Genomic DNA, 25,919 nt, shown 5'->3' with positions numbered 1-25,919 from the left:
GACAATGCAAAGCACGGACCGTCCGCTGCCGTCTGCCGATGTGTTGTTCGAGCACGCCGCCTGCGGCCTGCTCGTGACCGACACCGACGGCGGCATCCTGCGCGTGAACGCGACCTTCTGCGGTTGGCTCGGCTATCAAGCGCTTGAGCTCGCCACCACGAAGCGCATTCAGGACCTGCTGACCACCGGCGGCAAAGTGTTCTACCAGACACACTGGGCGCCGCTTCTGCAGATGCAAGGCTCGGTGGCCGAGGTCAAACTGAACATGATGCATCGCGAAGGCCACGTGGTGCCGATGCTGCTCAACGCCGTACGCCGTCGTCATGGCGAAGTCACCTATGTCGAAGTGGCGGTACTGATCGTCGCGGATCGCCATAAGTACGAGCAGGAATTGCTACTCGCGCGCCGTAATGCGGAGGCGTCGGTCGCCGCGCATCAACTCGCACAGAAAGAGTTACAGGAAAGCCGCGATGTGCTGAGCCTCGCCATGCGCGGTGCGCGTATGGGTGCGTGGTCGCACGAACCGAAGTCGGGCAAGTTCTGGTGGAGCCGCGAACTCGAAGCGCTCGCGGGCTACGCCGAGGGACGGTTTGCGAAAATACCCGGTGGTTTTTTCGAACTGATTCATCCCGGCGACCTGATTGCACTCAACGAGGCAGTCGATCATGCGGTGAAAAGCGGTGACGACTACGTCGCCGAATTCCGCTTCCTGCATGCAAGCGGCGACTGGTGCTGGATGGAAGGCCGCGGCCGCGCCACTTATAACAGCCACGGCGAGCCGCTGATGATCTACGGCCTCGGCATTGACGTTACCGAGCGCAAGGAAGCACAGACCGTGCTGCTGCGCCAGGCGGCGATTTTCGAGCATCTGAGCGACGCGATCGTGATCACCGATCTCCGTGGGAACATCACCGATTTCAACGTCGGCGGAGAACGCATGCTGGGTTATCGCATGCGTGAGATTCTCGGCAAACCGATTTCGATGTTCCATCCGCCGGAAGATGCGCTACGCATCCGCCGCGAAGCGTTCGCCGGCCTCGCTGCAGATGGCACGTGGCGCAGCGAACTGACCTTCATGCGCCGCGACGGCTCACGTGGCGTGTGCGAAACGGTGGTCAAGCCGCTGGCGAATGCGCGCGGCGACATCTATGGCGCAGTCAGCGTGAGCCGCGACATCACCGGGCGCAGGCGTGCCGAACAGCAATTGCAGCGCCTGAATCTGGAGCTCTCAAAAGCCGATCGCCGCAAGGACGAATTTCTCGCCACGCTCGCGCATGAGCTGCGCAATCCTCTCGCGCCGATGCGCAATGTGCTCGAAATCCTGCGTCTGAAGGAATTCGCCGACCCGCAACTGAGCTGGTCTCGCGACGTGTTCGACCGGCAATTGCAACACATGACGCATCTGGTCGACGACCTGCTGGAAGTGTCGCGCATCACGCAGGGCAAACTCGAATTGCGCAAGCAGCGGCTCGAACTCGCGCGTGCGATGCAATCCGCCATGGAAGCGGCGCAGCCCACCGTGCAGGCGTCGGCGCATCATCTGAGCATGACCTTGCCGCGCGAGCCGCTCTATCTCGACGCCGATCCCACACGCCTGTCGCAGATGATCCTAAACCTGCTGAACAATGCCGCGAAGTACACGCCGCCGGGCGGCAGCATCTCGCTCGCCGCGGAGCGCGAAGGCGATGAAGCGGTGATCGTCGTACGTGACTCTGGCATCGGCATTCCGCGCGAGCATCTGGACAGCGTGTTCGAAATGTTCTCGCAACTCGCCCCGGCGCTGGAGCGCTCGCAAGGCGGCCTCGGTATCGGCCTCGCGCTGGTGCGCGGCCTCGCCGAACTGCACGGCGGCACGGTCGCCGCATTCAGCAGCGGTCCTGGCAGCGGCAGCGAGTTCGTGATCCGCCTGCCCTTATCGAAAGCGACCCCGCAGCAGTCGGAGAATGCGCCGGCCGAAATGCCGCGCACGGCGGGCTTGCGCGTCGTGATCGTCGACGACAATGCAGACGCCGCCGATAGCCTCGCCATGGTGCTCGAACTCGAGGGCCACGAGGTGCGCACTGCCGGCGACGGCATCGCCGGCTTGGAACTGATCGGCGAATTCGCACCGCAGGCGGTGATTCTCGACATCGGTTTGCCGCGCCTGAACGGCTATGAATTGGCGCGGCGCATTCGTCATGATCATTATGACGCGGGCATTCTGCTGATCGCCGTTACCGGCTGGGGGCAGCAGCAGGACAAACAAACCGCTGAAGAAGCGGGCTTCGACCATCATTTCACCAAGCCCGTCGATCCGCGGGAATTACAACGCGTATTGAACCGCTAACGGACGGAACCTCCAGCCTATGCTTGATGAAGCTCATGTAGTCAGTGCCCTCGCCGCACGCGACATCCTTCCCGATGCAACTCAGCGCGATGCCATCGCGGCGCTCGTCACGTTGCTGGGCGAAAATGGGTCAGTCGCGCGCCGCGCAAAGTCCGGCTCCACGCCCACACATCAGGGCGTCTACTGCCACGGCTTACCCGGTCGTGGCAAAAGCCTGGTAGTCGACACGGTGTTCGAGTTGGCAAGCTGCCGGAAGCGGCGCCTGCATTTCCACGAATTCCTGCGCGAGATGAACCGGCGTCTGGTGAATGAGCCGCGCGGCGACGACCGGCTGGGGTCAGTCTCGCAACAATGGCTCGACGGCGTGGAGTTGCTGTGCTTCGACGAATTTCACGTGCACGATATCGCCGACGCGTTCCTGATGGGCCGGTTTCTCGATACCGCGATCGGTTTGGGCACACGCATCGTGCTGACCTCGAACTACGCACCAGACGCCCTGCTGTCCGACCCGGAGTTTCACGAGCGCTTCCTGCCCACGATCGAACAGATCAAACGTTGCTTCACGGTGATTCATTTCGACGGCGCACGTGATTACCGTTTCGGCGGCGAAGAAGCCGCGCTGTCGCACTTTTTTGCGCCGCTCGACGCAGCAACCGGCGACGCACTCCTGCAAATTTTCGAGCGCTATGAAGGCAACGAGACATTGGAGCCTGCCACCGTCAGCGCGGCAGGCCGGCCGCTCGCCGCGCGCGCCGCGGGAGCCGCTTTGCTATGGGCGGACTTCGAAAACCTGTGCGTGGCAAGCCGTTCGCACCTTGACTACCTGGACCTCGCCGAGCATTGGCACGGCCTGATTCTCGATCAGGTGCGCACGGAGTGGCTTGCCCAGGCGCATACGCTGCAGCGGCTCATATGGCTTGTCGATATCTTCTACGATCGCAAATGCGCGCTGTTCATCGCGTCCGATCAGCCGATCGAGGCAGCGCTGAGCGGACTCGAAGGCGCGCACGATCTGTCGAGAACGCTCAGCAGGCTCGCCGAAATGCAATCGCGCAGCTATCGCAGCACGCTCGACAACGCTGCCGGCAGGATCGAGAGCGCCGCAGCGCAGGCGGTCGCCCAGCCGTGAGAACGGCGTGAACGTCCCTCTGCCGACACACACCCTACGCCTTGCCGCGCTTCCCCTTCACTCGCGCAATCTGCTGCTTCGCCGCGTCATACACATGGTCTGGCGTGAAGCCGAACTTCTTCTTCAGATCGGCGAGCGGCGCCGACGCGCCGAACGTATGCATCACCACCTGCGCGCCGAGCCGGCCGACATAGCGGTCCCAACCCAACGTTCCCGCCTGCTCGACGGCCACGCGCGCATCCACATCGGGCGGCAGCACGGAATCCTGATAGGCCTCGTCCTGTAGCTCGAAGAGGTCCCACGATGGCATCGACACCACCCGCGCCGCGATCCCTTCACTCTTGAGCTTCTCGTAGACGTCGGCACATAGCGACAATTCGCTGCCCGTGGCGAGCAGAATCACTTCAGGCTTCTGCCCGTCAGGCGCATCGGCGAGCACATAAGCGCCCTTCTGCACGCCTTTCGCCGACGCATAGCGCGTGCGGTCCAGCGTCGGCAAGGCCTGACGCGACACGATGATGCACGACGGCCGCTGTGAATGCGACATCGCCACGCGCCACGCTTCGGCGACCTCATTCGCGTCGCCCGGACGCAGCACGGTCAGTCCCGGCACGCCACGCAGCGAAGCCAGTTGCTCGATCGGTTGATGAGTCGGACCATCCTCACCGACGCCGATCGAATCGTGCGTGAACACGTAGATCGCCGGCACTTCCATGATTGCGGAAAGGCGAATCGGCGGCTTCATGTAGTCGCTGAAAATCAGGAAGGTCGAGCCGAACGGCCGCATATTCGACAACGCGAGCCCGTTCACTGCCGCGCCCATGCCATGCTCGCGAATCCCGAAGTGCAGGTTGCATCCGCCATAGTTGTCGGCTTCGAAACTGCCGGCGCCTTCGAACTTCAGATTCGTTTTGGTGGACGGCGAGAGATCGGCCGCACCACCGATCATCCAGGGCACACGCGCGGCAATCGCGTTGAGCACCTTGCCTGAGGAATCGCGCGAGGCGATGCCCTTCGGATCGGCATCGAACGTGGGGATGCCGCTGTCCCAACCCTCCGGCAATTCGTGCGCTTCCATCTGCGCGAATTCGCGGGCCAGTTCTGGGTATTGCTTGTTGTACGCATCGTACTTCGCCAGCCATGCCTCGCGCGCCGCCTTGCCACGCGCGCCGATACCCTCGGCGAAGCGTTCATGCACGCCGTCCGGCACGTAGAAGAACTTGTCTTCGGGCCAGCCATAGAATTTCTTGGTCAGCGCCACTTCTTCGACACCCAGCGCCTCGCCATGCGCGGCGGACGTGTCCTGCTTGTGCGGCGCACCCCAGCCGATGATGCTATGGACCACGATCAGCGTCGGCCTGTCCGTGATGCTTTTCGCTTCAACAAACGCGGCTTCGAGCGCCGCGGCGTCGTTGGCATCGTTCACATGCAGCGTGTGCCAGTTGTAGCCACGGAAACGGCTCTCCACGTCGTCGCTATAAGCGAGGTCGGTGTGGCCCTCAATGGTGATGCGGTTGCTGTCGTAGATCCAGATCAGATTCGACAACTTCAGATGCCCTGCCAGCGACGCCGCTTCGTGCGAGATGCCTTCCATCATGTCGCCGTCTCCGCATAGCGCGTAGACGCGGTAATCGAACAGCGGCGCATCGGGCTTGTTGAAGTGGCTTTCGTGCCAGCGTGCCGCCATCGCCATGCCGACGCTATTGCCCAGCCCCTGGCCGAGCGGACCGGTGGTCGTCTCCACACCGGTGGTCATTCGGTATTCAGGGTGGCCAGGCGTGTTGCTGTCGAGTTGGCGGAAATGTTCGATGTCGTCGAGCGAGACGGCGGGCGAACCGGTCGGCTTGCCGTCGTGGTCCACCGCCTTGACGTTCGCCAGATGCAACAGCGAGTACAACAGCATTGACGCGTGCCCGACTGAGAGCACGAAACGGTCGCGATTCGGCCACAGCGGCTCGTCCGGATCATAAACAAGGTGGTTTTGCCACAGATGGTAGGCGACCGGCGCCAGGGCCATCGGTGTGCCGGGGTGACCGGAATTGGCCTTTTGCACAGCGTCCATCGACAGCGTGCGAATCGTGTTGATGCACAACTGATCGAGGGCGGGATCGTTTTGCATGGGGACACTCCTTGTTCGGCGGTTGGAGACATCGCCGGGACGCGCATTGAATCGGCGTGGTCGGCGACCGGTGTTCATTTGGAAGAACGTGGAAGAACGCTTGAGGACCACAAGGCTCATCGATGATGCGCCGATGCGCGTAAATCTGCACGGCGCGTTACATCCTGTGCCGCGTTGTGCTGATGATTGGAGGTAGTTCTTTCAAAAGGCTTGCGGCTTTACCAGGCGCGTTACTTCTCGGGGGCCGCACGGTCGGCGGCCACAATCTCGCGGCCGTAGTCGATCGCCGCGCGGCGCGCCTCGTCGGCGGTCGCGTACGGGCCGATCTCGGGTGCGCCATCGAATGGAAACAGAATCCGCCGGTCGGCTTTTCTGACGACCTTCAATCCACCTATGTAACGGCCGTCGCCTGTTCCGTGATAGCTGGCGTAAATCTCGAAGTCGTCGTCAACCACGTCGGCCTTATGTCGCGCCATGTTTATATCCCTTATCCCTGCACCTCTGGTCCGGTGCGCCAATTCCAATGGCAGCAAGCTGCGTACCGGCGTCCAGCAATACCCGTTCCACCCGAAGCGGAATGGGCTCAGCGCGAAATTGGGAGGGAAGTAAAACAGCGCGCACTGGAAATCCGGTGAACCCGGTTCCAGTGCGCCTGGGCAAATCGACATGAGGTTGTTGCTGCCGCAACGGGTTGCGGCGGCCGTCGTATGGACGGCCGTTACGAACGTGCCGCGAAAGCTACCTTAAAACTGATGCAGCATCCCGACATACGCGCCGGTTTGCGATTCGCCCGCAAGCGGACTCGTGTTATTGGTGGCATCGCGCGGCGACGCTTCAAGCGAAAAATTCGAGTTGCTGCCGTTGCGTACGTAGCCCACCGTGCCGTACACGAAGGTCCGCTTCGAGAGGTTATAGGTGGTGCCGAGCACGTACATCATCGCGTGGCCGGACGGGTCGTGCGCGGCATCGCTGCCGCCGTCGCCGACCTTGATGTAATAGCCGCCCGCCGTCACCGCCCAGCGCGACTGGATGTTGTACGTCGCGCCGAGCCAGTAGTGATCGGCAGTGTCGGCCACGCCCACTGGTGAATCCGGCGCCGAGTAATGCGTATAGGCGCCCTGGATTTTCCACGCATCGAAATGCACGTTCGCACCGGCGAAGTATTCGCGCGAGGCCTGGAAGATGTTGGTGAAGCGGCCGTTGCTGTCACGCAGTTCGTCGTAGATGCCACGCACGTCGAAGAGCGGCGAATGATACGTCAGCATGATGCCGTCGGAGCGGCCAAACTCGCCCGATGCACCGCTGTTGAATGCGCCCGCCTGATTGCCGAAAGCGTATTGCGCCTGCACGTCGAAGCCCCAGAACACCGGGCTGTGATACTCGACGTTGTTGCTGGTCTGCTGCCAGTTGCGTCCGCGCACGAGCGATGCCGACGAAAATGCCTCCTGCACGAACGGGTCGAATTCCCATACGCCGTCGCTATCGATAAACAGATTGCGCCCGGCCTGCAGCGTGCCCCACTGGTCGCTCTTCAGGCCGACGAAAGCACGCCGTGACCACAGCCGTCCGCCACCTGTGGTGCCGTTCATGATTTGCAGACCGGTTTCGAGGTTGAAGATCGCATTCAACCCGCCGCCCAGATCTTCATTGCCTTTGAGGCCCAGCATACTGGTGCCCCAATCGCCGCCTTCAGCGCTCCAACGGGTCGAACTGCCGCCCGCGCCATTATTGATGTGATTCAGGTATTCCAGGCCGCCGTCGAGACGGCCATATAACGACACGCTGGTTTGACCATATGCCAGCGGACTGATCACCGCCAGAGCGGCCACTAATTTTGTATGTAGTCTCATCATTGTTTTGCCGTGAGTTTCTTCTGTCGAGAATAGAATGTTGTAAAACTACACGTTTCGCGCACGAACTATAGGTGATCGGTGCTTGCTGGCCTATCCGTTTGACGCAATAAGCTTTTGCGGACTGCGCGCTCGGCATTGAAAATCCGCAGTGGAGTCGGCGTGCCTCAAAAGAAATCCCCATCGGTGAGATCGAAAGGTACTCACGATAAGATAGTCGCTCATTCGGCATCAGCCAAATAGAAACGCGCTAATCGTTTGTCCATTCATCCATTTCCACTCGCCATGAACGTGCCTGAACTGACCGAAGACGAAAACCTTGGCCTTTACCAACGTGCGACAGAGAACGGCGCGGAATGGTGGCGCGTCAGCGTGGCGGACCGGCCGGAAAACTACCGGCTCGAACATGGGGTCGATGACGGCAACGGCGCCGGATCGGTCGATATCGATCTCGTGGTCGATGCGGAAAACCTGCGCGCGAAGCTGAAGAAATGGCGCCGCGAGGGCTTTGCAATCGATACGCCCGATGCCGCGGACGCAGCAGGCGCGGCAGAACGCGTTGCCTTCATGCCGGAGTTGCAGCGCGCTGCGGCGCTGGCCTCGGCGGCGAAGCGCCATCTGCAAGTAGAGGGTGCGGGCGAAACGGTGCGCATCGGTCGTGTCGACGTGCCCTGCGGCGTGGACAACCCGCTCGTGCCGCGCGTCAATCCGGCCTATCTGTTTTCCGAACGCTTTAACGACATCGTCGAAGATATCGTGGAGAACCGGCGCGTCATGCTGATCGGCCACACCGGCGCCGGCAAGACCAGCCTGATCGAGCAGGTCGCCGCGCGCTCGCATCACGGTGTATTGCGCTCGAACATGAACGGGCAAACCACCGTCGGCGATTTTGTCGGCTTCTGGACGGTCAAGGGTGGCGAGACGATCTGGGTGGACGGCGTATTGCCCACGGCGATGCGTGAAGGCCTTTGGCTTATCGTCGATGAAATCGATTTCGCCGAACCGTCGATTCTCGCCGCTCTCACCGCCGTGCTCGAACCGCACGGGCGTCTCGTGCTGAAAGAGAAAGGCAACGAGATCGTCGCGCCGCATCCCGCGTTCCGGCTGTTCGCTACCGCGAATGCGGTCGGCGCGATGAGCCAGTTCCGTCATCTGTATCAGGGCGCGAATCTGATGAACGAGGCGTTTCTCGATCGCTGGCGCGTCTATATGCTGGATTATCTGACGCCCGCCGAAGAAGCCGACGTGCTGATGCGCACCCTCGCCCCGCATATGACTCGCGCGCTCGCCACCACCCTCGCCGCGATCGCCGCCGACTGCCGCGCGGCGTTCGCTCGCGAAGACCTGTCGAGCGCATTCTCCACGCGGCGCCTGCTCGACTGGGCCGAGTTGATGCTGCGCACCGGCGACCCCGAACGCGCCGCCGGTCCCGCGATCTATGCGAAGGTCAGTCCCGAGGACGCGGCCCTGATTCGCGGCATCGTTCGCCATCACATTGCGCCGGCCGCCTGACGCTAAGTGACCACAGCACACTGACCACGACACGCAAATGAACGCCATGCACGCAATGCGCGACACGCGAGGCTTCGCGTTTGAATCGACGCTGAGCAAAGTGGCGCGCGTGCTGACCGGGCAATACGGCGTGACGGTCGCCTTCAGCCCGGATGGGCCACGTGTGGAACCCGGCCGCATCGTGATTCCCGACTACGAGTTGAGCGGCGGCGTCGAGCGCGACGTGCTGATCGGCTATCTGGATCTGCTGGTGGCACGCGCCAAACATTCGTCGCTCGCACAGATGGACGCGCTGCCGCCGGGCGTGGCGGCGAATCTCGCGCAGGTGATCGAGGATCGCCGCGTCTGCGTACAACTACTCGACGAGTATCCGGGCGCGCGCTGGTTCATCGGCAAACTGCGTGTGCATGCCGCTGAGCAGGCGCGGCTGCGCTGGCCGAAGCTGCATTGGCGCGACCGGCTGGTCTGGCTGGTGGAGCGCGCGCTGTGGGACGAACAGCCGACCCGGACCGAAGCGAGCCATTCCCTGCTGGCCGCGCTGCACGCCGCGCAGGATCTGCTGGACGAGTCGCGCAGAAGCCGTTCGACCGCGCAAAGCATCGCGGCCGCGCAGGCGTTGGTGGCGCGCGTGCGGGCTTTATCGGCGGGCGATGTCAACAGCATGGTGTTCACCGCGGATCCGGTTGAAGACATCGACACGGAAACCGCGGCGTCCTCCTCGGCGCCACTCAACGACGACGACACCACCCTGCCCGGCCAGGACAACGCAGCCTCACCGCCGTCCGATAAAAGCGGTGGCGCACTAGCGGAAAACGCGGTGGGCATGGGGCAATCGCTAGCCGATGCGCAGCAAGCGTCGGCACGTTCTGAAGGGCAAGCGGGTACCGCGTCAGACACCACTCGCGCGCGACTCTCGATTCCTCTCGCCACCGAATTCGACGAGATCACCGACGTTACCGGTCAAGGCGATGGCGCGACATGGCGCGAGCTTCGCGCGCAGGCCCGCGCGGACACCGCGCCGCTCAAGGAGAAACTGGAGCGTGCGCTGAGCGCCGACGAACGCACCCGTTGGCGCCGCGAACAGGAACGCGGCGAGATCGACCGCACCGCGCTCGCCAAACTGGCGACCTCGCCCGGTTACCGCACGCCGTTTCGCACGCAGCGGGCAGCCAAAGGGCGCGACGTCGCCGTGAGCTTGCTGATCGATCGCAGCGGTTCAATGGCCGGGCGCAAGATCGAGCTGGCGCGTCTGTGCGCGACCGCGCTGTGCGATGCGCTGACGCAGTTGTCGTTCGACTGTGAAGTACTCGGTTATTGCTCGCTCGAGTCCGCGCCGATGAGGCAACTGTATGAGCGGCAACTCGCGGCCGGCGCTGATCTGCAGCGCTATAACCGCTTTGTCGAGCGACTCGATCTGAAAGTCTATAAACGCTTTGGCGCGATCGATCCAAGCGGGATCGCCACGATCGATTGCGGTCACGAGAATCCGGACGGCGAGGCGCTCGCCTGGGCGGCAACGCGGCTCGCGGATCATCAGGCCGAGCGGCGCATCCTGATCGTGTTCTCCGACGGCTATCCGTCGACCGGCGACGGCGATCCGCAGGTATTGCGCCACGATCTGCGCGAACGCGTCGCGGCGATCCAGAAACGCGGCATCGAACTGCTGGGGATCGGCGTATTGACCGACGCGGTCGAGGACTTCTATCCTCACAACGTGGTGGTGAGCCGCCTGGCCGAATTGCCGTCGACGGTCTTCTCGGTGTTGAGTTCGATGCTGCTGACGCGCTAGCGCGCCTACGCCAGCTGCGGCCTGAACGGATACTGATCGATCTCCCCGCCCCGCGCGACCACGGCCGTGCTCTCCGGAATCTCTTCCCACCAGCCAGGCAAATCCGACAGCGGCTCCGACAACACGAGGAAGGCGTCTTCACCCGCTGTCGCGATGCGCGGGTCGTCTGGATACAGATCGTGCAGATGCCGGAACGAGGTGCTGTGGAAGAGCGAGCGCGACTGCCCTTCGCTCGAATAGCGAACCGCGACGATCTGTTCGCCGTCGGTGGCACATACGGTCATGTTCAGCGGCTCATCGACACCGTGTTTGCGCCCGATGTCCTCGACAAAACCCACCATCCGCTCGAGCGCGGTAACCGGCGCGAGTTCGAGACCGAAGGTCAGCGCGAGAAAAAACAACACCTCGGAATCCGTCGAACCTTCGATTGACGGGAAAAACTCGGGATCGATCGCCAGCATCAGATCGCGGCGTACCAGCGGAAAGTTACGCACCAGCCCGTTATGCATGAAGAGCCACCGCCCGTACCGGAACGGATGACAGTTGGTTTCCTGCGAGGGCGTACCGGTGGCCGCACGAATGTGCGCGACGAACAGCGGCGCGCGAATCGCCCGCGCGGCCTCGCGCAGATTGCGGTCGCTCCACGCGGGGTGGATGCAGCGATAGCGAAACGGGATGTCGGTGGGCTGACCGTACCAGCCGATGCCGAAGCCATCGCCGTTGGTGGTGGTCTGGCCGAGCCGCGAATGCAGACTCTGGTCGATCAGGGAGTGTTTGGCGTTGAACAGCACCGTTTCGAGTTGCAGCGCGTTACCGGTATAAGCGAGCCAGCGGCACATGAGTTCCCCTCCGGTTGCGACGTAATGCGATGAATTGCGACGAGATGTCTGACGAAACTCGCGCGAGCCTCGATCAGGCTCACGTGCCGCCGACCGCTATTTGACCACGGGTTGCAGCTGTGCGATCGGCGTCAGGAACTCCGAAAAACCGGTCAGGATAATTTGCACGCCAATGCACAGCAGCAGAAACGAAGAGACGCGCATGGCGACCTTGGTGCCGTCCACGCCGAGATACTTGGCGAACACCACCGCGCGGCTGTAGATCAGATACACGGTGGCCGCCACCAGCAGCGAGATCACCACCGAAGCGATGCTCGACAGCACGAACGCCGAGAGCTTATGCGTGCGGTTCGCGGTCAGCGCGACCGCGGTAGCGATCGAACCCGGCCCGGTGGTGAGTGGAATGGTGAGTGGGAAGAACGCCTTCGACATGGCGTTATCCGCGTCCACGCGCTTGACCGCGGGCTGCTCGGCCGGTTGCGTGTCGGGCGCGTTGAGCATCTGCCAGCCGCCGACCGCGACCGCGAGGCCCCCGCCGATGCGCAAGGCCTCCATGGAGATGCCGAAGAAATGAAGAATCGGGGTGCCGACAAAGAAGGCGACAAGCAGCACGCACATGACGTTGAAGGCGATCTTCTTCGCGAGCGCCGTGCGGTCTTCCGTGGTGAGCGATGCGGTCCGGTCGAGAAAGACGAACGCCATGCCGATTGGGTTGATGATGCTGATCAGCCCGGTAAAGCCAAAGAGAATGTCCGAGATCAGACTTTCGACCATATGCGATCCGTTTCGGGCAGCGGCGCGGGCGGGCCGATCGACTGACCGCCCACCAGCGCGCCACGCCAGGTTGAAGTGCCGGACGCCTTCGGGCGGTCCAGATTGTTGCTCGCGTTGCGTGGCTCAGATGATATCGCGGCGCGGCACGCAAAATGGCGAAAAACGGGGCGATGCACACAGCGCGCGGCGCTGCACCGCAGCAGACGGGCGTAGAAAGATGCGCGCACAACTTTCGAAAAGCCTACACTTTTTTGACTTACTTTACGTAACAGAAGCATCAGGCATACAGTCCCCAGCGAAGCCGCACTTTCAACGAGACGTACTTACCGGTTCGAGGAGTCGCCCCTATGTTGCTTCGTGTACTCGCTGCGCTGCCGTTCATCGGCATTCTGCTCGGCGTCCCGTTTGTGAATCGTGTCGAGCCGCTGGTGCTCGGTATGCCGTTCGTGCTGGCCTGGATCGTCATGTGGGTGGTGTTGAGTTCGATCATCATGGCGATCATCTACCGTCTGGACCCGAGCAACCGGCAGCTTGCCACGGATGCCGAGGAGGTCCGACCATGAGCGCACTCGTCATCATTGCGGCCATTACGCTATTTGCGCTGTACCTGGGCGTGCGCGCGCGGCGCGGCCACGACATGAGTCTCGAACAGTGGACCGTGGGCGGCCGCAGCTTCGGCACCGCGTTCGTGTTCCTGCTGATGGCGGGCGAGATCTACACCACCTTCACCTTCCTCGGCGGCAGTGGTTTTGCTTATGGCAAGGGCGCGCCGGTCTACTACATTCTTGCCTACGGCACGCTCGCGTACATCCTCTCGTACTGGATGCTGCCGCCCATCTGGCGCTATGCGAAGAATCACCATCTCGTCTCGCAGCCGCACTTCTTCACGCGCAAGTACGACAGCCCGGCGCTCGGCACCCTCGTTGCCCTGGTGGGTGTGGCCGCGCTGATTCCGTACCTCGTGCTGCAACTCAAGGGACTCGGCATCATCGTGGCAACGGCCTCGTATGGCGCGATTTCGTCGACGGCGGCCATCTGGATCGGCGCCGCGGTGGTGACGGCTTACGTGATCGTCTCCGGCGTGCGCGGTTCCGCGTGGAATTCGGTGGTGAAGGATCTGCTGATTCTGGCGATCGTGCTCTTCCTCGGGATTTATCTGCCGCTGCACTACTACGGTGGCTTCGGCGAGATGTTCCACGCCATCGACGCGGCGCGCCCGGGCTTCCTGACCTTCCCGGCCAAGGGCTCGAGCGTGACCTGGTTCCAGTCGACCGTGCTCCTGACCGCGCTGGGCTTCTTCATGTGGCCGCACACGTTCGGGTCGATTTTCACGGCGAAGGACGAGCGTATTTTCCGGCGCAACGCGATGGTGCTGCCGCTGTATCAGTTGATTCTGCTGTTCGTATTCTTCGTGGGCTTTGCGGCGACGCTGAAGGTACCGGGCCTGAAGGGCGGCGACATCGACCTCTCATTGTTCCGTTTGTCCTTGCAGACTTTCGATCCATGGTTCGTCGGCGTGATCGGTGCGGCCGGGATTCTGACGGCGCTGGTGCCGGGTTCGATGATCCTGACGTCGGCGTCCACGCTGCTCGCCAACGACGTGTATCGCGGCATGGTGAGCCGCAATGCCTCGGACGCGACGGTGGCCAACCTCGCACGCATCCTGGTGCCGGTGGTGGCGCTGGTGGCGGTAGGCTTTACGCTGCATGGCGGTGAGACGATCGTGGCGTTGCTGCTGATGGGCTACAGCTTCGTGACCCAGCTGTTTCCGGCGGTGATCTGCAGTTTGCTGCCGCACAACCGGGCGACCAAGTACGGCGCGTTTTGCGGGATTCTTGCGGGCGTTGCGGTCGTCACGGTGACGACGACCATGCATCTGAGTATCGGGCAGCTGATGCCGTTTTTGCCTGACGCCCTGAAGGACATCAATATCGGCTTCCTGGCATTGGCTGTGAACGTGATTGTTTTTGCCTTGGTGAGCGCTGTGACGCAGCCGCGCTCGGTCGAGCAGACTCACGCGCCGGTGCATTGAGGTTTTCTTCGTATCTTTTGTATGGCAGTTGAAGGGGCTGGTCGCTTTGCGCGCCAGCCCCTTTTTTTCACGAATCGCGCTAGACTTCGCCCGAATTGAAGTCGACCGAATGGAATGAGTATGCGGAGCGAATGAATGGACTATCGTCTTTACTACTCGCCGGGCGCGGCAAGCATGGCCGTTCACTGGATGCTGATAGAAATGGGTATCCCGTTCGACGCCCAGCTTGTCGATATCGACGCCGGCAATCAGCGAAACCCGGACTATCTACGGCTGAATCCAGCAGGCCGCGTTCCCACGCTGGTAGTCGACGGAACGCCGCGCCACGAGTCAGCCGCGTTGCTGATGCTGCTGGCCGAGCGGCATCCTGAAGCCGCCCTCGCGCCGGCGCCGGGTTCCGCCGACCGTGCCGCGTGGCTCGAACTGATGATCTATCTGGCCAATACGCTGCTGCCCGCCATGCGTGACTGGTTTTACGCGGACGTCGACGGCGAGCCTGCCGGCGCCGAAGCAGTTCAAGCACTCGCGCGGCGCCGCATCGAAGAAGCCTGTGACCAGCTCAACGCCGATCTCGCCGATGGACGTGACTATCTGGTCGGCGGCAAGCTCAGCACGGTCGATTTCCTCGCGGTCGTCGTGATGCGCTGGACACGCAACATGCCGCGCCCCGCTCTCGGCTGGCCGCATCTCGCCCGCTATATCCGCGGGCTGCGAGCGCTGCCCTCGTTCATCGAATTGAATGCGCGAGAAGGGCTTACCGAATGGCGCAATCAGGATGATTGATGCGCGTGCAACTAATTTTCGCTCGTCGTCGGTTAGCGTGACCGCGTAACTATGAAAAACGTCAGTTAGTTCGAGTTCGCGCGCGTGCCGACGATCACGATGCCGCGTGACAGTCCGCTCACGTTGTCGACCGCTTGCGCCCCTGCGTACAATTGCGTAACCGGTACCCAGACTGCCGGATACTTGTAGCGCGCCACATCAAGAAGCAGCGCGCTGTCGCTCGCCGCATCGTAGGCGGCAAGGGGTGACCAGTGACCGCCCCCTGCTTCGCCTATCTCCACCCGCCTGAAGTTCAATAAGGCAAAGCGGTCGCTGTGCCCCGTCGTGTCGCGAATCAGATCGCGAAACTGACCGAGCGTCAGGTCGCCGGCATGGAATTTCCTCACCTCGACAGGAAACGCGCTTAACGCCGTGCTGAGCTGGTCGAGCGTCATGCCCTCCCTCGATACTCGCGCGGCGTTGGCTACCTGCGGATCGACGCTGTGAAAAAAATCCTCTTGCGAGAAGAATGGGAAATCCGGGTACTGCGTCGACTCGGGACGGCGAATGCCCAATGCATTAAGCGCCATCACCGAAGTCGCGACCGAACAGTAGGCTTCGTTGCGCTGCGTTTCGAAGTACTGCGACAGCGGCCAGTACGACTGGTTATGGGTGGTGGCCATCAAGCGCTGCTGACCGGCTGGCTGCGTCAGCGCGATCAGGTTCGGCGGAACGGGCAGCGGCCCGTCGGCTGCGCGCGCCATGCCCGCTGCGGGGGCTTGATGCGTATCTTGATGCGCGGTTTGATTCGTGGCTTGATTGGCAGCCGGTGGCAGCGGCGCGCAGGCCGCCAGTGTTGCCGTCAGCACAACAACAATCCACTCAGGCCGGCTTACGCGCTCAATGGCGCGCATCAACGAATATCTGGACATTAACCCTTCCGCTGCGGATGACTTCGGAACGACTTCGGCCATGCCGATGCGTTTTTCATCCCGCATCGGCAATGCTCCGATTTTTTAACACGAAACGGATTGGCGCGTGAATGTCCGGCCCCAAAGCAGACGAACTGAATCGCCTCCGCTCGGTCTGATAAGATATACCCCCCTAGGGTATTTTTCGAGAGCATTCATGGGCCACACGATTCGGGAAAAACAGAAGCTTCTCAACCGCGTTCGCCGCATCAAGGGGCAGATCGAGGCCATTGAACGCGCGCTCGAAGACGAACGCGGCTGCGCCGATGTCCTTCAGCAGATCACCAGTTGCCGCGGCGCGATGAATGGTCTGTTGGCGGTCGTGCTCGAGGACCACATCAGAAACCACCTGGTGGATGCGCATACTGACGAAGACCCTGCTGGCAGCGCCACCGAACAACTCATCGAAGTCGTTCACAGCTATTTCAAGTAATCCGGAGCAGGACATGAGTGACTTTAGAAACGCTGCCTTCGGCGCGGGACACGATCATATTTTTCTGGGCGCCGCCCATGAAAAGAACGAACGCAGAACATGGGCGGTGATCGCTTTGTGTGCCGTGATGATGGTTGCCGAAATCGTCGGCGGCAGCCTGTTCGGTTCGCTGGCGCTCGTGGCGGATGGCCTGCACATGTCGACGCACGCGGGGGCGATGCTGATCGCCGCGCTCGCTTATACGTACGCGCGCAAGCATGCGAGCGACTCACGCTTTGTATTCGGCACCGGCAAGCTGGGCGACCTCGCGGGATTCACAAGCGCTATTGCGCTGGCCATGATTGCGCTGCTGATCGGTTATGAAGCTGTGTCGCGCTTTCTCTCGCCGGTACCCATTCATTTCGGTGAAGCGATTCCGATTGCCGTGGCCGGGCTGCTGGTGAATCTGGCCAGCGTGTGGCTGCTGCGTGGCGATCATCACGGGCACAGCCATGGACATGGGCACGGACATCACGGTCATGAGCATGAGCACGACGAACACGCTCATGGGCATGAGGATCACGATCACGCAGAGGGTCACGCTCACGACAACCACGCTCACGCGCCCCATCACAATACTGAAAGTGCGGCCCAGCGAGACCACAACATCCGCTCGGCCTACATTCACGTGATCGCGGATGCCGCAGTGTCGGTACTGGCCATCATCGGCCTCGTTCTCGCACGTGAATTCGGCTGGCTCTGGATGGACCCGCTCGCCGGCATCATCGGCGCGCTGGTGATCGCAAACTGGTCATACGGGTTGATGCGCGACACGGGTGCGATCCTGCTCGATATCAACCCCGACCAGCGCATGACGGAGAACGTGCGCCACGCCATCGAAGACAACGGCGACAAGGTGCTCGACTTACACGTGTGGCGCGTGGGGCCTGGTCATATGAGTGCGGTAATATCCGTCGCGACCCAGGAAACGCGCCATGACTCGCGTTTCTATCATGCGTTGCTGAAACGCTTTAACGGACTCTCGCACGTCACCGTCGAAGTCAACCCAACGGAACAGATCGCCTGAAGATGGCAATTCAATCACCCTGCATCGACATTTGCAAAATCGACGGAAAAACGGGCTTCTGCATCGGATGCCTGCGCACCCGTGACGAGATTCGCGAGTGGAAAAACATGACCGACTACCGGCGCCATCAGGTTATCAATGACGCTTTGCGCCGCAAGGCCAAGGTGAAACCGGCGGTGCCTGAGATACCTGAAACGCCGGAAACGCCGGAGACGCAAACGCCGTAAAGACGCCAGTCAGTTCGCTTGATCCGCGAACGCATAACTGTTCTTGCCATTGCGTTTGACCCGGTACATCGCCTCGTCGGCCGCGGCTACAAGGCGATGGTAATCGTCGACGGAATCCGGAAAACTGGCGATACCGATGCTGGCGCGAACCATCCCGACCCCCATCGCCAGGTCCGTCTGAACCACGCAGGCAATCAGCCGCCGGGCGATTTCGCCGAGCTCCGCATTCGTCGAAAATTCGCGAACCAGGACGGCGAATTCATCGCCGCCGATCCGGGCGACGACATCGACTTTACGCACCGACTCACGAAAGCGTTTCGAAACCGCGATCAGAAATTCATCGCCGACACGGTGACCGAGCGAGTCGTTGACCTGCTTGAATCCATCCAGATCGATATACAGCACGGCAATTTTGGAAGGCGCGGCGCGCGCGGACAATTTCGTCGCCGCCGCTTCGAGCGTGGCAAACAGCTTGCGCCGGTTCGGCAAGCCGGTCATCGCATCGTGCAGCGCCGCCCATTCAAATTCGTGCGACTGCCCTGCCAGCAAACGATTCCGTTTGGCGTACATCCCCAGCGCGGTGATCAGCATACAGAACAGCAATGCCGCCGACGCGATCAGCGTGCGCGCAACGTGGGCAATCCTCACGCGCACGTCGGCGCTATCGGCGTCGCGCTGTGCCCGCCACCAGGCCGACACGGCACCGAGCACGGCGTCCGTGTCGCGCAGATCGGCATCTGCTGTGAGCGAAGCTGGCGGCAGACGCGGCGCCGCCGACGGACTCTCGTTTACCAGCGCCGCGAGCGACGCGAGACGATGGGCGAGTTCGGTTCGTGCCTGCCGATACCCGGCGGCCTTGGCTTCCGTGGCGTCGGGCAACTGTTGCCAGACGCCGACCAGATTCCGGGCGCCTTCCGCCCGATCGACCGCTTCGAGAACGAGCCCCGCATATTCCTGCTTCAACTGATCGGAAAAGATCGTCCGGATTTGCAGCGCCAGATACAGAAGGCCGATCAGCAGACAAACCAGCGCGGCGGCGGCGATCGCAGCCGGGCCCGGCCTGAAGCGGATCGCGAGCGCGCCTCTGCGAGCGGCGCGGGGGGGACGCGTCCGCTCAGGGATGGGAATAGATGTCTTGCCGGTTTCCGGTGTCATGCTGGCGGTAACTTACGCGACGAAAGAACGAACCCATCCGGGCGAACAGACTGCCTTTGTGCCTGGCATTTGCCGCCGAAGTAGCGCGACGATCCTGCTGCGCGAGACGCGCATCCCTGCCGGGCCGGCCGGACGCCAACTGCTGAGGCGCAGGATTGGACGGCGCCGCAGCAGGGGCGGACGACGCGGTCGGGGCGGGTTTTGCATCGGCCACGACGGTTTCGCTAACCGTCGGCGCCGGGAGTCGCGTGACTGGACCGGACCAGGAGGCCAGTTTTCCGCCCTCTTCGCCGTCCGACGCTGCCGTTGCTGCCTGCGTTTGTGCTGTTGCCGGCGGATCTGCTGTTGCCTGCGTGCCCGTGGTCGCCGACGCAGCTGCTGTTGCCTGCGTGCGCGTTGTCACCGGTTTAACTGCGGGCGCCGGCATACCACCCGCGGCCGATCGCGGCGCTGCCGCGAAAGTTGCCGGTCGTGGCGTCACAATCGATTTCACCAGCGCCGGTGCTGCAGCCGCTGACGCAGCCGTGCCGAGCGCCTGCCGCGCATGCGCCATCGCCTCGGCATACGCTTGTTGATCGTGGTTGAACCAGACACCGTAAGCGACCGTACCCACTACGCCCAAAGCCAGCGCGCTTGCCGTCGCGACACACAGCGCAAGACGTCCGAATCGCACAGGCGGCGCCGCAGCCGGCGGTTCAGCGCCAGAATCGAAGCCAGTATCCGGGCTTTCTACGGCAGATTTTGAAAATTCGGTATCGTTGAGCATCGCAATACTCTCCGGAATCCTCACATGTCTGACCCGTTGGCAGACATTGTTCACACGATTCGGCGGGGTCGATCTGGCGTTGTTGTTGGAAGAATTTTTCCCGCTCGCCGGGCAGCGACAACACAGCAATGCTGCGCTTTAAACGCGAGCTTTGCGAGTCCGCTTTGCGTCGATGAGACAGGTAAAAGATTCAACGCCACGCGTATCCACGGGCTGGGCCGCGAGCGCTTGCAGGCCGCCTCCACGTGGGGACTGGAGGCAGCGATGGGGGCACGCACGGCAGTTCTGCGTCACGCAATAAACACGCCTATCTGGAACGTGCCAATCGGTAGCGACCGCTTAAAACGCCATGCATGCCCGGTGGAGCGCAGGACGCCCCACACCCGATCCGTCACCTATTGCACGGTGATCGTTTCTTTCATGTTCGGGTGAATGCCGCAAAACACCTTGTAGACGCCCGGCTTGTCGAACTTGAACTGGAACGTGTCGTTCTGATCGAGCGCGGCGGAACGGAACATGCCCGCGTCGTTCACGACCGTATGCGGCTCGCCGTCGAGATTTTTCCACGTCACCGTCGAGCCGGCTTTGACCGTGATTGCCATCGGCGAGAACATGAAATTCTTGATGACCACGGCGTTCGGCGTTTCTGCCCGCGCAACGGAAAGTCCGGCCGACGCGGCGATCAGCGTCGAACTCCCGAGCAACACGAAAAACGCGCGACAAATAATTTTAGTTTGCATAACTGATCTCCTGCGAAAGAAAAAATTCTGAAATCAAACAAGTGTCGTATCGGCAAGCGTCGCCTTGAGCGGATGACGCACGATCTTGATGCTGGTCACGCCGAGCATCTTCGGGAGCTCATCGCTCGCTACCGTGAGCGGACCGGGGCCGGGACCGTTGCCGGCGGTCGGCTGCGGATAGGCTGTCGAGCGGGCCGTGTGGAAAGTGATATTGCCTTCCACCTTCGACACGATCTGGTGAATATGGCCGTTGAGCACGGTCACCGAGCCGAAGCGCTTCAGATAGCTCATGGCCTGACCGGCATCGCCTGTGCCCCAGCCCCACGGTTCGTAGATCGTCCACATCGGCATGTGGGCAAAAACGACGATCGGCGTGCTGGACGAGCGGCCCTTCAGGTCGTTTTCGAGCCAGGCGAGTTGCTCGTCGCCGAGACCACCCAGGCCGTTAGGCTTGAAATGCATCACGTTGACGAGCGCCACGAAGTGCACGCCGTTGTGATCGAAGCTGTAATAGCCTTTGTTGTCCGAAGCCTTGCCGAAGCGGCTGAAGTATTCGGTTCCGGGGCCGTCCGTCACGTCATGCTCGCCGGGCACGGTGTGGAGTTCGGTGATATTCAGACCGGACATCAACTGCGCCGCGAGATCGAACTCAGCCGGCTTGGAAAGATGGGTGATGTCGCCCGTGTGGATGGTCAGCGCGGGCTTGACCGGCATGGCATTGACGTAGTCGATCGTCTGTTTGAGCGTGCCCGCGACGTCCGGGTTGGCTTCTTTATTGAAGCCGATATGCGAATCGCTGATCTGGAGGAAAAGCGGGACGCCCATGGACGTCGCGGACGATTTCGCGTCGGCCGCGAGAGCCAGCTCCACCGGCGTAAGAATGCCGCCGGCAAGAACGAACACTGTACCTACGCCGCCGAAAGCGAGACATTTCAGGGCGCCACGGCGTGAAGGGTTAAAGGCAGGATCGGATGAATGATGTGACGACATGTTGACCTCACGATAAGGACTCGCAGGCAAACCGCGGGATCATCCGGCGGGCCACACGACTCGGTTCATCTGGAAGACTGGCGTACCGCCGGTTTTATTCCCGGGACAGAAAATTAGTGCTGGACGGCCAATCCAACCGCGCAGGCCGATATGGCGCATATATGGCGCATGCCAGGGTAAGCGTGGGAATAGCCGCGCCGCGGCGGCGGTCATGCAGGTGAGAGAACCTGAAAGGAGTCGCTATCATGGACATCATCGACATGGCCCGTGCCTCGGGCATGGCAGTCACCCTCGAGGGCAGGATTGGCCGCGAGGAATACCAGAGCGTGTGCGGTTCGCTATCCGCATTGCAGCGATTTGCCGAAGCGGTGCGTCAGGGCGTTGTTCAACAGAGCGGACATCAGACATGCGCCGTCGCGCCTCACTCGCAGAGCGTGAGGCGCGTAAGGAGCTTGAGAAGGCCGGCGCGCCCGCATGCCCGACGCGATTCGAGTGCGGCCTCCCCTGCCGCTTCCGAGCATACAAACTGAAAGGAGAATAATGTGCGACCGGAATTGTGGCCCGTTCTGCGCCGCCTGCAACTCGGATCGGGCGTGATGCTGCTCATTTATCTGTTTTTGCACCTGGTCAATCACGCGCTCGGAATCTGGTCGCTCGACCTTGCCGGGCGCGGACTGACGTTCGCCCTGTGGATCTGGCATAGCGTGCCCGGCACGATCCTGCTGTACGGCGCGGCTCTCGTCCATTTCGCGTTAGCCGTGCGCACGATTTACGGACGTCGTCACTGGGTGCTTCCACCCGCTGAATGGATCCGGTTGTGGGCAGGACTCAGCCTGCCATTGCTGCTCATCCGGCATGCCGTAGCAACGCGCCTCGCGACGTCGCTGTATGGCTTCGAGCCTAACTACGAGCGGATCGTGATATCGCTGATCACGAGCGGCACGCAGGGTCTGCAACTTGCGCTGCTCGCGCCAGGCTGGATCCATGGCTGCCTGGGCGTGTGGTTCCGATTGCGTCACTATCCGGCGATGCAACGCGCGAGGCCCGCCCTGCTGACCCTGCTCGTTGGTTTGCCATTGCTATCCGCCGTCGGCTTTCTGCGGATGAAGCAAGCCGTCGTGGCAATGCATGTGGTTCTCCCCGCGCCTGATTCGAAACTGGTGATGCACCAGCTTGCACTCGATACGTGGCGCCACAGTCTCGTCTCGCTTTACCTCGCCGTGGTCGTCAGCGCGCTTTTAGCGGGTCTGTTGCGGAATTGGCTGGAGCGCCGCCCGAGTTCGGCCTGAGCGACACCGGCATTCGCCCACTCATCTATGCGGATGCAGATGTCAGTGCATGGTTGAAAAGGCGGCGCTCGCCCGATGCTGCAGACGTGCCGAGGCCCGCATCGTGTGAGGATGCGGGCCTCGGCCCTGCCCTTTACTACGGCCCGTAAAGCTACGGGCTTTCCTTGCTTATTGCCCTTGCTGCGCTTGCGGCTTCAGCTTGAACTTGCCCTGATAGCGGATCGTCGGACGCAGCGACTGGGTCGTCGGCGCGGTCATCAGCAACTGACGCGCAAGCGGCGTAGCCGTCGGGCTAAGCGAGCCGATACTGGTTGCCCGCGACGGATCCGCCAGACCGTTCTTCACCAGCAGCTTGGCTTCGAGTTGCAGGCTGGTCAGCAAAACCGGATCCTTCAGCGCGTTCCCCTGCGCCAGCAACTGACTCCACGCGTTGTTGCTGTAGTTCGTCACGTAGTAGTCGAGACCGCTCGGATCCGCGAGCACCGCGGAACAGCCGTTCAGGCGCACCTGCATTTGCGTGTCCTTCATCGCAACCGTCTTGCGCGATGTCAGTCCGTCACCGTAGGCGAGCGTCAACGGAATGGTCCATTGCGTGCCGGGATACTGATTCTGGTTCGGGAATGGCTGCTGCTTGAGCGTGACCACGGTCTGATTGGTCGTCAGATCGCACTGGGTGTCGAGCGACAGCAAAGGCACCCCGGTTTGCCGTACGAAACTGTCGCCGATCGCGACCATTGGCTCGCCGCTCGCCTTGGCCAGTTCGTCCCACAAGCGCTTCGGCGTGCCGTTGCCGAGCGCATAGTCGGCCAGATACGACTGCAGCCCTTTGCGCAACACGTCCTCGCCCAGATAATTCTCCAGCATCTTCAGCACATGGCCGCCCTTGTCGTACGTAAAGGCGCTTGCGCTCAGCACGAAGTCGTTCGAGGCCCAGCCGTTGAAGTTCGGCTGCACCGGGAACGCAGTGGATTTCAGATCGGCGTTGATCACCGCATACTTGTTCTTCACGTCGTCGACCCAGCTGAAGCGGTCCGGGAAGAAGCGCACCTTGGTCTTGTTCTCGAAGAACGTCGCGAACGATTCGTTCAGCCACACATCGTCCCACCAGTCGAGCGTGACCAGATCGCCGAACCATTGGTGCGCGGCTTCGTGCGTCAAAACCGTCACCCCGTAATCGGACATCGTGGTGCCGGGCGCCGGCAGAATGTCGTCGGCGAATTCGAGAATCGCGCCCCAGTTCTCCATCCCGCCGAAGTTCAGATCCTTCTGCTCCTTGAACGCGTCGTTAGCGGCGATCGTGTCGAACTTGGTGAGCGGCAACGGAATGCCGGTGTAGCGATAGTAGTAATCGAGTGCCTGCTTGGTCTGCTGCATGGCCGGTTTCGCCCAATCGCGCATGCCGGGTGGCGTGAAGATGCGCAAATGCAGACCCTTGTGATCAGGCAGCGGGCTCGAGAAGTCGTCTTCGAGAATGTCGAACTGGCCGCCGCCGAAGAAAAGCAGATACGAAGGCATCGGCGGCGTCTTTTCGAACGACACCAGCTTGTAGCCGCTGTCCACATTCACAGCCGGCTTTTCCGCCGCGTTCGAGACGACGTTCCAGTTCTGCGGGACTTCAGCACTCACCTCGTAGGTGGGCCGGAAAGCCGGTTCGTCCCAACCCGGGAACCATTGGCGCGCGAGGTTCGACTCGCCTTGCGTGAGAATCGCGCCACTCGTCGTGCCATCGGTCGACTTCAGGTCAACGCGGAACACGCCCTCCGCCGCGGAGCAACCCGGATAGGGATCGTCGCCGCAACTGCCGCCGGTCTTGGCGACCGGATCGTCGTAGGTCTTGAAGTTGATGATGCCGCTCCACTCCATGTGCAGCGAGTAGTTGCCGGCGGCGATCTGCCCGCTCACTGGCCGAAGCTGATAGAAATCGCCGTCATCCTGCGGCGTGGCGATCAGCTGGATGTTGCCCGGCTGCAGCGTGATCGTGCCGTTCGTGAACTTGATGCGATGCCCGGCAATCGTGATCGCGTTGACGGCCTTCAGCACCTTGATCTGGACATCCGCGCGGCCGTCGAATGAAGAGAGCGCCGGGTTCGGCCGGAACCACAGCTTGTAGTTGATCGGGGTGACCGTATCGGGCAATTCGACCGGCGGTACGCTCTTGTTGATCGATGCGTCCGCAACGATCGGCGCAGTGGGCGGCGCAAGTGCCACCTCGGAGGCGGCGGCAGGCGTCTGGGCGGACTTGCTCGAGAGCGTCGACGAGCTGTCTGAACCGCCGCAGCCCGCCAGGACCATTATTCCGGCTAAGGCCAGGCACTGTATCTGCAATCGGAAATTTATACGCATAGTTAATCCTCGACTGACAAAATCGGCATAAAGAAAGTGCGATGAGTGCTTAAGCTGTGTTTCTCTGTTTTTTCAGCACAAAAGGTCTCCCGCACTAGCGCCGGATTGCTAGCGAGAATATATGGACGTGTTACTGCCTCAGCACTTGTGGCTGATTTTCGAATTACGCTTCCTGATTATTACAATACTTTCAAAAAGACGACGTGAGCCGTCTTTCTGCAGTTTCATGCGATCGCCTGACTGACGGACAAAGCGGTGGCTTACCTGCGTCTCCGAGCAGGTGGACAGGAACCGGGTCAGTTTTTAGCGACAGTGCGTAGCCTAGATTGGCAAACGTTCTCGTGTCAACTTCCTTTCACAATCTTTCCTAAATGAGTGCGCGGCGTATGCAGATCGAATGGATGTGGTAATAGGCAGAGTTAATCCTCTAAAGGCGGGATACGCGCACATTTCTACGAGAAACTTTATTTTATTGCAGTGCGGAGTGTGCTATTAGACGTGGCGACAGCCAATGTTTTTAAAATTAACTAGCTGTTGAGTTCACGAGAGAAAATAAACCCATTAGCGAATAAAGCGACCGCAAATCGGCATCGCACTCAGGCGCGCATAGAACGACGACTGGCTGCCGCGGACGTCGGCGAATTGATCGGCCGCCAACGCGGAGCCGGCGGCGGCGCCGATCGCAATCAACACGATCGCGATTCGGCGCAGACGGCCGGCACGACCGATCAACGTACCCGACACGCTACGCCAACTGGCGAGCAAGGTCATGGCGAGTGCAACGATTGCGCAGCACATGGTCGTGTC

General features: G+C 61.6%; 24 protein-coding genes. 12 read left to right on the top strand and 12 right to left on the bottom strand.

The window, feature by feature from the left end:
- Window positions 1-4: 4 nt before the first annotated feature.
- Window positions 5-2,326 carry a hybrid sensor histidine kinase/response regulator gene (locus KHO30_RS10845; protein ID WP_211700892.1) on the top strand — a complete coding sequence of 774 codons (2,322 nt, stop codon included), beginning with the start codon at window positions 5-7 and terminating at the stop codon, window positions 2,324-2,326.
- 19 nt (window positions 2,327-2,345) lie between these two features.
- Window positions 2,346-3,455 carry a cell division protein ZapE gene (gene zapE / locus KHO30_RS10840; protein ID WP_211700890.1) on the top strand — a complete coding sequence of 370 codons (1,110 nt, stop codon included), beginning with the start codon at window positions 2,346-2,348 and terminating at the stop codon, window positions 3,453-3,455.
- Between the two features lie 34 nt (window positions 3,456-3,489).
- Here the strand turns inward: zapE and tkt are convergent, their stop codons facing one another.
- From tkt to KHO30_RS10825, 3 genes are all read right to left on the bottom strand, one after another.
- Complete coding sequence (tkt, locus tag KHO30_RS10835; RefSeq protein ID WP_211700888.1) at window positions 3,490-5,574, bottom strand: transketolase; 2,085 nt, start codon at window positions 5,572-5,574, stop codon at window positions 3,490-3,492.
- A gap of 230 nt (window positions 5,575-5,804) precedes the next feature.
- Window positions 5,805-6,050, bottom strand: a complete 246-nt coding sequence (locus KHO30_RS10830; RefSeq protein ID WP_093644253.1) for a DUF6723 family protein — start codon at window positions 6,048-6,050, stop codon at window positions 5,805-5,807.
- Between the two features lie 267 nt (window positions 6,051-6,317).
- Window positions 6,318-7,424, bottom strand: coding sequence for a porin (locus tag KHO30_RS10825; protein WP_200618882.1), 1,107 nt, complete (start codon window positions 7,422-7,424; stop codon window positions 6,318-6,320).
- 285 nt (window positions 7,425-7,709) lie between these two features.
- Between KHO30_RS10825 and KHO30_RS10820 the strand changes: the two genes are divergently transcribed.
- Entirely contained in the window at window positions 7,710-8,936 is a 1,227-nt protein-coding gene (locus KHO30_RS10820; RefSeq protein ID WP_211701024.1) for an AAA family ATPase, read from the top strand.
- A 37-nt stretch (window positions 8,937-8,973) separates the two neighbouring features.
- Window positions 8,974-10,725: a cobaltochelatase CobT-related protein gene (locus tag KHO30_RS10815; RefSeq protein ID WP_211700886.1), complete on the top strand. Its 1,752-nt coding sequence runs from the start codon at window positions 8,974-8,976 to the stop codon at window positions 10,723-10,725.
- Between the two features lie 5 nt (window positions 10,726-10,730).
- Here the strand turns inward: KHO30_RS10815 and KHO30_RS10810 are convergent, their stop codons facing one another.
- Window positions 10,731-11,564, bottom strand: coding sequence for a class II glutamine amidotransferase (locus tag KHO30_RS10810; RefSeq protein WP_200654203.1), 834 nt, complete (start codon window positions 11,562-11,564; stop codon window positions 10,731-10,733).
- Between the two features lie 96 nt (window positions 11,565-11,660).
- Entirely contained in the window at window positions 11,661-12,338 is a 678-nt protein-coding gene (locus KHO30_RS10805; RefSeq protein WP_200561711.1) for a MarC family protein, read from the bottom strand.
- 347 nt (window positions 12,339-12,685) lie between these two features.
- On the opposite strand from KHO30_RS10805, the gene KHO30_RS10800 reads away from it, so the two are divergent.
- The 3 genes from KHO30_RS10800 to KHO30_RS10790 all read left to right on the top strand — a co-directional run bounded on the left by KHO30_RS10800 (window position 12,686) and on the right by KHO30_RS10790 (window position 15,153).
- A complete protein-coding gene (locus KHO30_RS10800) occupies window positions 12,686-12,901 on the top strand; it encodes a DUF3311 domain-containing protein (protein ID WP_093644263.1) in 216 nt (71 codons plus the stop codon).
- Window positions 12,898-14,370: a sodium:solute symporter family protein gene (locus KHO30_RS10795; protein ID WP_093644265.1), complete on the top strand. Its 1,473-nt coding sequence runs from the start codon at window positions 12,898-12,900 to the stop codon at window positions 14,368-14,370. The genes KHO30_RS10800 and KHO30_RS10795 overlap by 4 nt, the downstream gene beginning before the upstream one ends.
- A 135-nt stretch (window positions 14,371-14,505) precedes the next feature.
- Window positions 14,506-15,153 carry a glutathione S-transferase family protein gene (locus KHO30_RS10790; protein ID WP_211700884.1) on the top strand — a complete coding sequence of 216 codons (648 nt, stop codon included), beginning with the start codon at window positions 14,506-14,508 and terminating at the stop codon, window positions 15,151-15,153.
- Window positions 15,154-15,218: 65 nt separating this feature from the next.
- On the opposite strand, the gene KHO30_RS10785 is transcribed toward KHO30_RS10790, so the two are convergent.
- Window positions 15,219-16,130, bottom strand: coding sequence for a phytochelatin synthase family protein (locus tag KHO30_RS10785; protein WP_244863981.1), 912 nt, complete (start codon window positions 16,128-16,130; stop codon window positions 15,219-15,221).
- A gap of 130 nt (window positions 16,131-16,260) precedes the next feature.
- Here KHO30_RS10785 and KHO30_RS10780 point away from each other — a divergent pair, with 130 nt between their 5' ends.
- Genes KHO30_RS10780 through KHO30_RS10770 form a run of 3 tightly spaced genes read left to right on the top strand, consistent with a single transcriptional unit; the run spans window position 16,261 to window position 17,829 of the window.
- Window positions 16,261-16,536 (top strand): metal/formaldehyde-sensitive transcriptional repressor, encoded by a 276-nt coding sequence (locus tag KHO30_RS10780; protein WP_054035422.1) that lies wholly within the window; start codon window positions 16,261-16,263, stop codon window positions 16,534-16,536.
- Window positions 16,537-16,549: 13 nt separating this feature from the next.
- The gene (gene dmeF / locus KHO30_RS10775; protein WP_211700882.1) at window positions 16,550-17,602 is read left to right on the top strand and encodes a CDF family Co(II)/Ni(II) efflux transporter DmeF; all 1,053 of its coding nucleotides are present in this window, start codon (window positions 16,550-16,552) and stop codon (window positions 17,600-17,602) included.
- A gap of 2 nt (window positions 17,603-17,604) precedes the next feature.
- Window positions 17,605-17,829 (top strand): DUF1289 domain-containing protein, encoded by a 225-nt coding sequence (locus KHO30_RS10770; protein WP_200618861.1) that lies wholly within the window; start codon window positions 17,605-17,607, stop codon window positions 17,827-17,829.
- Window positions 17,830-17,838: 9 nt separating this feature from the next.
- Here KHO30_RS10770 and KHO30_RS10765 read toward each other — a convergent pair whose 3' ends face one another.
- The 4 genes from KHO30_RS10765 to KHO30_RS10750 all read right to left on the bottom strand — a co-directional run bounded on the left by KHO30_RS10765 (window position 17,839) and on the right by KHO30_RS10750 (window position 21,480).
- Window positions 17,839-18,984 (bottom strand): GGDEF domain-containing protein, encoded by a 1,146-nt coding sequence (locus KHO30_RS10765; protein WP_211700880.1) that lies wholly within the window; start codon window positions 18,982-18,984, stop codon window positions 17,839-17,841.
- Window positions 18,944-19,750 carry a hypothetical protein gene (locus KHO30_RS10760; RefSeq protein ID WP_211700878.1) on the bottom strand — a complete coding sequence of 269 codons (807 nt, stop codon included), beginning with the start codon at window positions 19,748-19,750 and terminating at the stop codon, window positions 18,944-18,946. Before KHO30_RS10760 ends, KHO30_RS10765 begins: the two co-directional genes overlap by 41 nt.
- A 395-nt stretch (window positions 19,751-20,145) precedes the next feature.
- Window positions 20,146-20,490: a cupredoxin domain-containing protein gene (locus KHO30_RS10755; RefSeq protein ID WP_211700876.1), complete on the bottom strand. Its 345-nt coding sequence runs from the start codon at window positions 20,488-20,490 to the stop codon at window positions 20,146-20,148.
- Window positions 20,491-20,523: 33 nt separating this feature from the next.
- Window positions 20,524-21,480 carry a metallophosphoesterase family protein gene (locus KHO30_RS10750; RefSeq protein WP_093644281.1) on the bottom strand — a complete coding sequence of 319 codons (957 nt, stop codon included), beginning with the start codon at window positions 21,478-21,480 and terminating at the stop codon, window positions 20,524-20,526.
- 245 nt (window positions 21,481-21,725) lie between these two features.
- Here KHO30_RS10750 and KHO30_RS10745 point away from each other — a divergent pair, with 245 nt between their 5' ends.
- Complete coding sequence (locus tag KHO30_RS10745) at window positions 21,726-22,010, top strand: hypothetical protein (RefSeq protein WP_211701028.1); 285 nt, start codon at window positions 21,726-21,728, stop codon at window positions 22,008-22,010.
- 66 nt (window positions 22,011-22,076) lie between these two features.
- A complete protein-coding gene (locus KHO30_RS10740) occupies window positions 22,077-22,769 on the top strand; it encodes a hypothetical protein (RefSeq protein WP_244864009.1) in 693 nt (230 codons plus the stop codon).
- A gap of 168 nt (window positions 22,770-22,937) precedes the next feature.
- On the opposite strand, the gene KHO30_RS10735 is transcribed toward KHO30_RS10740, so the two are convergent.
- Together KHO30_RS10735 and KHO30_RS10730 are read right to left on the bottom strand one after the other, a co-directional pair.
- Window positions 22,938-25,112 carry a M1 family metallopeptidase gene (locus tag KHO30_RS10735; protein WP_093644285.1) on the bottom strand — a complete coding sequence of 725 codons (2,175 nt, stop codon included), beginning with the start codon at window positions 25,110-25,112 and terminating at the stop codon, window positions 22,938-22,940.
- Between the two features lie 561 nt (window positions 25,113-25,673).
- Window positions 25,674-25,910 carry a hypothetical protein gene (locus tag KHO30_RS10730; RefSeq protein ID WP_093644287.1) on the bottom strand — a complete coding sequence of 79 codons (237 nt, stop codon included), beginning with the start codon at window positions 25,908-25,910 and terminating at the stop codon, window positions 25,674-25,676.
- Window positions 25,911-25,919: the final 9 nt, after the last annotated feature.

It is taken from the genome of Paraburkholderia aspalathi, from assembly GCF_905220735.1.
Taxonomy (GTDB): domain Bacteria; phylum Pseudomonadota; class Gammaproteobacteria; order Burkholderiales; family Burkholderiaceae; genus Paraburkholderia; species Paraburkholderia aspalathi.
The sequence above is the reverse complement of the archived record's forward strand: the minus strand, read 5'-3'. Positions and strand labels throughout refer to the sequence as shown.

What these genes read in the sequence shown, in the direction of transcription:
- KHO30_RS10845 (WP_211700892.1), top strand. Translation starts at nt 5, where the DNA reads ATGCAAAGCACGGACCGTCCGCTGCCGTCTGCCGATGTGTTGTTCGAG.
- zapE (WP_211700890.1), top strand. Translation starts at nt 2,346, where the DNA reads ATGCTTGATGAAGCTCATGTAGTCAGTGCCCTCGCCGCACGCGACATC.
- tkt (WP_211700888.1), bottom strand. Translation starts at nt 5,574, where the DNA reads ATGCAAAACGATCCCGCCCTCGATCAGTTGTGCATCAACACGATTCGC.
- KHO30_RS10830 (WP_093644253.1), bottom strand. Translation starts at nt 6,050, where the DNA reads ATGGCGCGACATAAGGCCGACGTGGTTGACGACGACTTCGAGATTTAC.
- KHO30_RS10825 (WP_200618882.1), bottom strand. Translation starts at nt 7,424, where the DNA reads ATGAGACTACATACAAAATTAGTGGCCGCTCTGGCGGTGATCAGTCCG.
- KHO30_RS10820 (WP_211701024.1), top strand. Translation starts at nt 7,710, where the DNA reads ATGAACGTGCCTGAACTGACCGAAGACGAAAACCTTGGCCTTTACCAA.
- KHO30_RS10815 (WP_211700886.1), top strand. Translation starts at nt 8,974, where the DNA reads ATGAACGCCATGCACGCAATGCGCGACACGCGAGGCTTCGCGTTTGAA.
- KHO30_RS10810 (WP_200654203.1), bottom strand. Translation starts at nt 11,564, where the DNA reads ATGTGCCGCTGGCTCGCTTATACCGGTAACGCGCTGCAACTCGAAACG.
- KHO30_RS10805 (WP_200561711.1), bottom strand. Translation starts at nt 12,338, where the DNA reads ATGGTCGAAAGTCTGATCTCGGACATTCTCTTTGGCTTTACCGGGCTG.
- KHO30_RS10800 (WP_093644263.1), top strand. Translation starts at nt 12,686, where the DNA reads ATGTTGCTTCGTGTACTCGCTGCGCTGCCGTTCATCGGCATTCTGCTC.
- KHO30_RS10795 (WP_093644265.1), top strand. Translation starts at nt 12,898, where the DNA reads ATGAGCGCACTCGTCATCATTGCGGCCATTACGCTATTTGCGCTGTAC.
- KHO30_RS10790 (WP_211700884.1), top strand. Translation starts at nt 14,506, where the DNA reads ATGGACTATCGTCTTTACTACTCGCCGGGCGCGGCAAGCATGGCCGTT.
- KHO30_RS10785 (WP_244863981.1), bottom strand. Translation starts at nt 16,130, where the DNA reads ATGCGGGATGAAAAACGCATCGGCATGGCCGAAGTCGTTCCGAAGTCA.
- KHO30_RS10780 (WP_054035422.1), top strand. Translation starts at nt 16,261, where the DNA reads ATGGGCCACACGATTCGGGAAAAACAGAAGCTTCTCAACCGCGTTCGC.
- dmeF (WP_211700882.1), top strand. Translation starts at nt 16,550, where the DNA reads ATGAGTGACTTTAGAAACGCTGCCTTCGGCGCGGGACACGATCATATT.
- KHO30_RS10770 (WP_200618861.1), top strand. Translation starts at nt 17,605, where the DNA reads ATGGCAATTCAATCACCCTGCATCGACATTTGCAAAATCGACGGAAAA.
- KHO30_RS10765 (WP_211700880.1), bottom strand. Translation starts at nt 18,984, where the DNA reads ATGACACCGGAAACCGGCAAGACATCTATTCCCATCCCTGAGCGGACG.
- KHO30_RS10760 (WP_211700878.1), bottom strand. Translation starts at nt 19,750, where the DNA reads ATGCTCAACGATACCGAATTTTCAAAATCTGCCGTAGAAAGCCCGGAT.
- KHO30_RS10755 (WP_211700876.1), bottom strand. Translation starts at nt 20,490, where the DNA reads ATGCAAACTAAAATTATTTGTCGCGCGTTTTTCGTGTTGCTCGGGAGT.
- KHO30_RS10750 (WP_093644281.1), bottom strand. Translation starts at nt 21,480, where the DNA reads ATGTCGTCACATCATTCATCCGATCCTGCCTTTAACCCTTCACGCCGT.
- KHO30_RS10745 (WP_211701028.1), top strand. Translation starts at nt 21,726, where the DNA reads ATGGACATCATCGACATGGCCCGTGCCTCGGGCATGGCAGTCACCCTC.
- KHO30_RS10740 (WP_244864009.1), top strand. Translation starts at nt 22,077, where the DNA reads ATGCTGCTCATTTATCTGTTTTTGCACCTGGTCAATCACGCGCTCGGA.
- KHO30_RS10735 (WP_093644285.1), bottom strand. Translation starts at nt 25,112, where the DNA reads ATGCGTATAAATTTCCGATTGCAGATACAGTGCCTGGCCTTAGCCGGA.
- KHO30_RS10730 (WP_093644287.1), bottom strand. Translation starts at nt 25,910, where the DNA reads ATGTGCTGCGCAATCGTTGCACTCGCCATGACCTTGCTCGCCAGTTGG.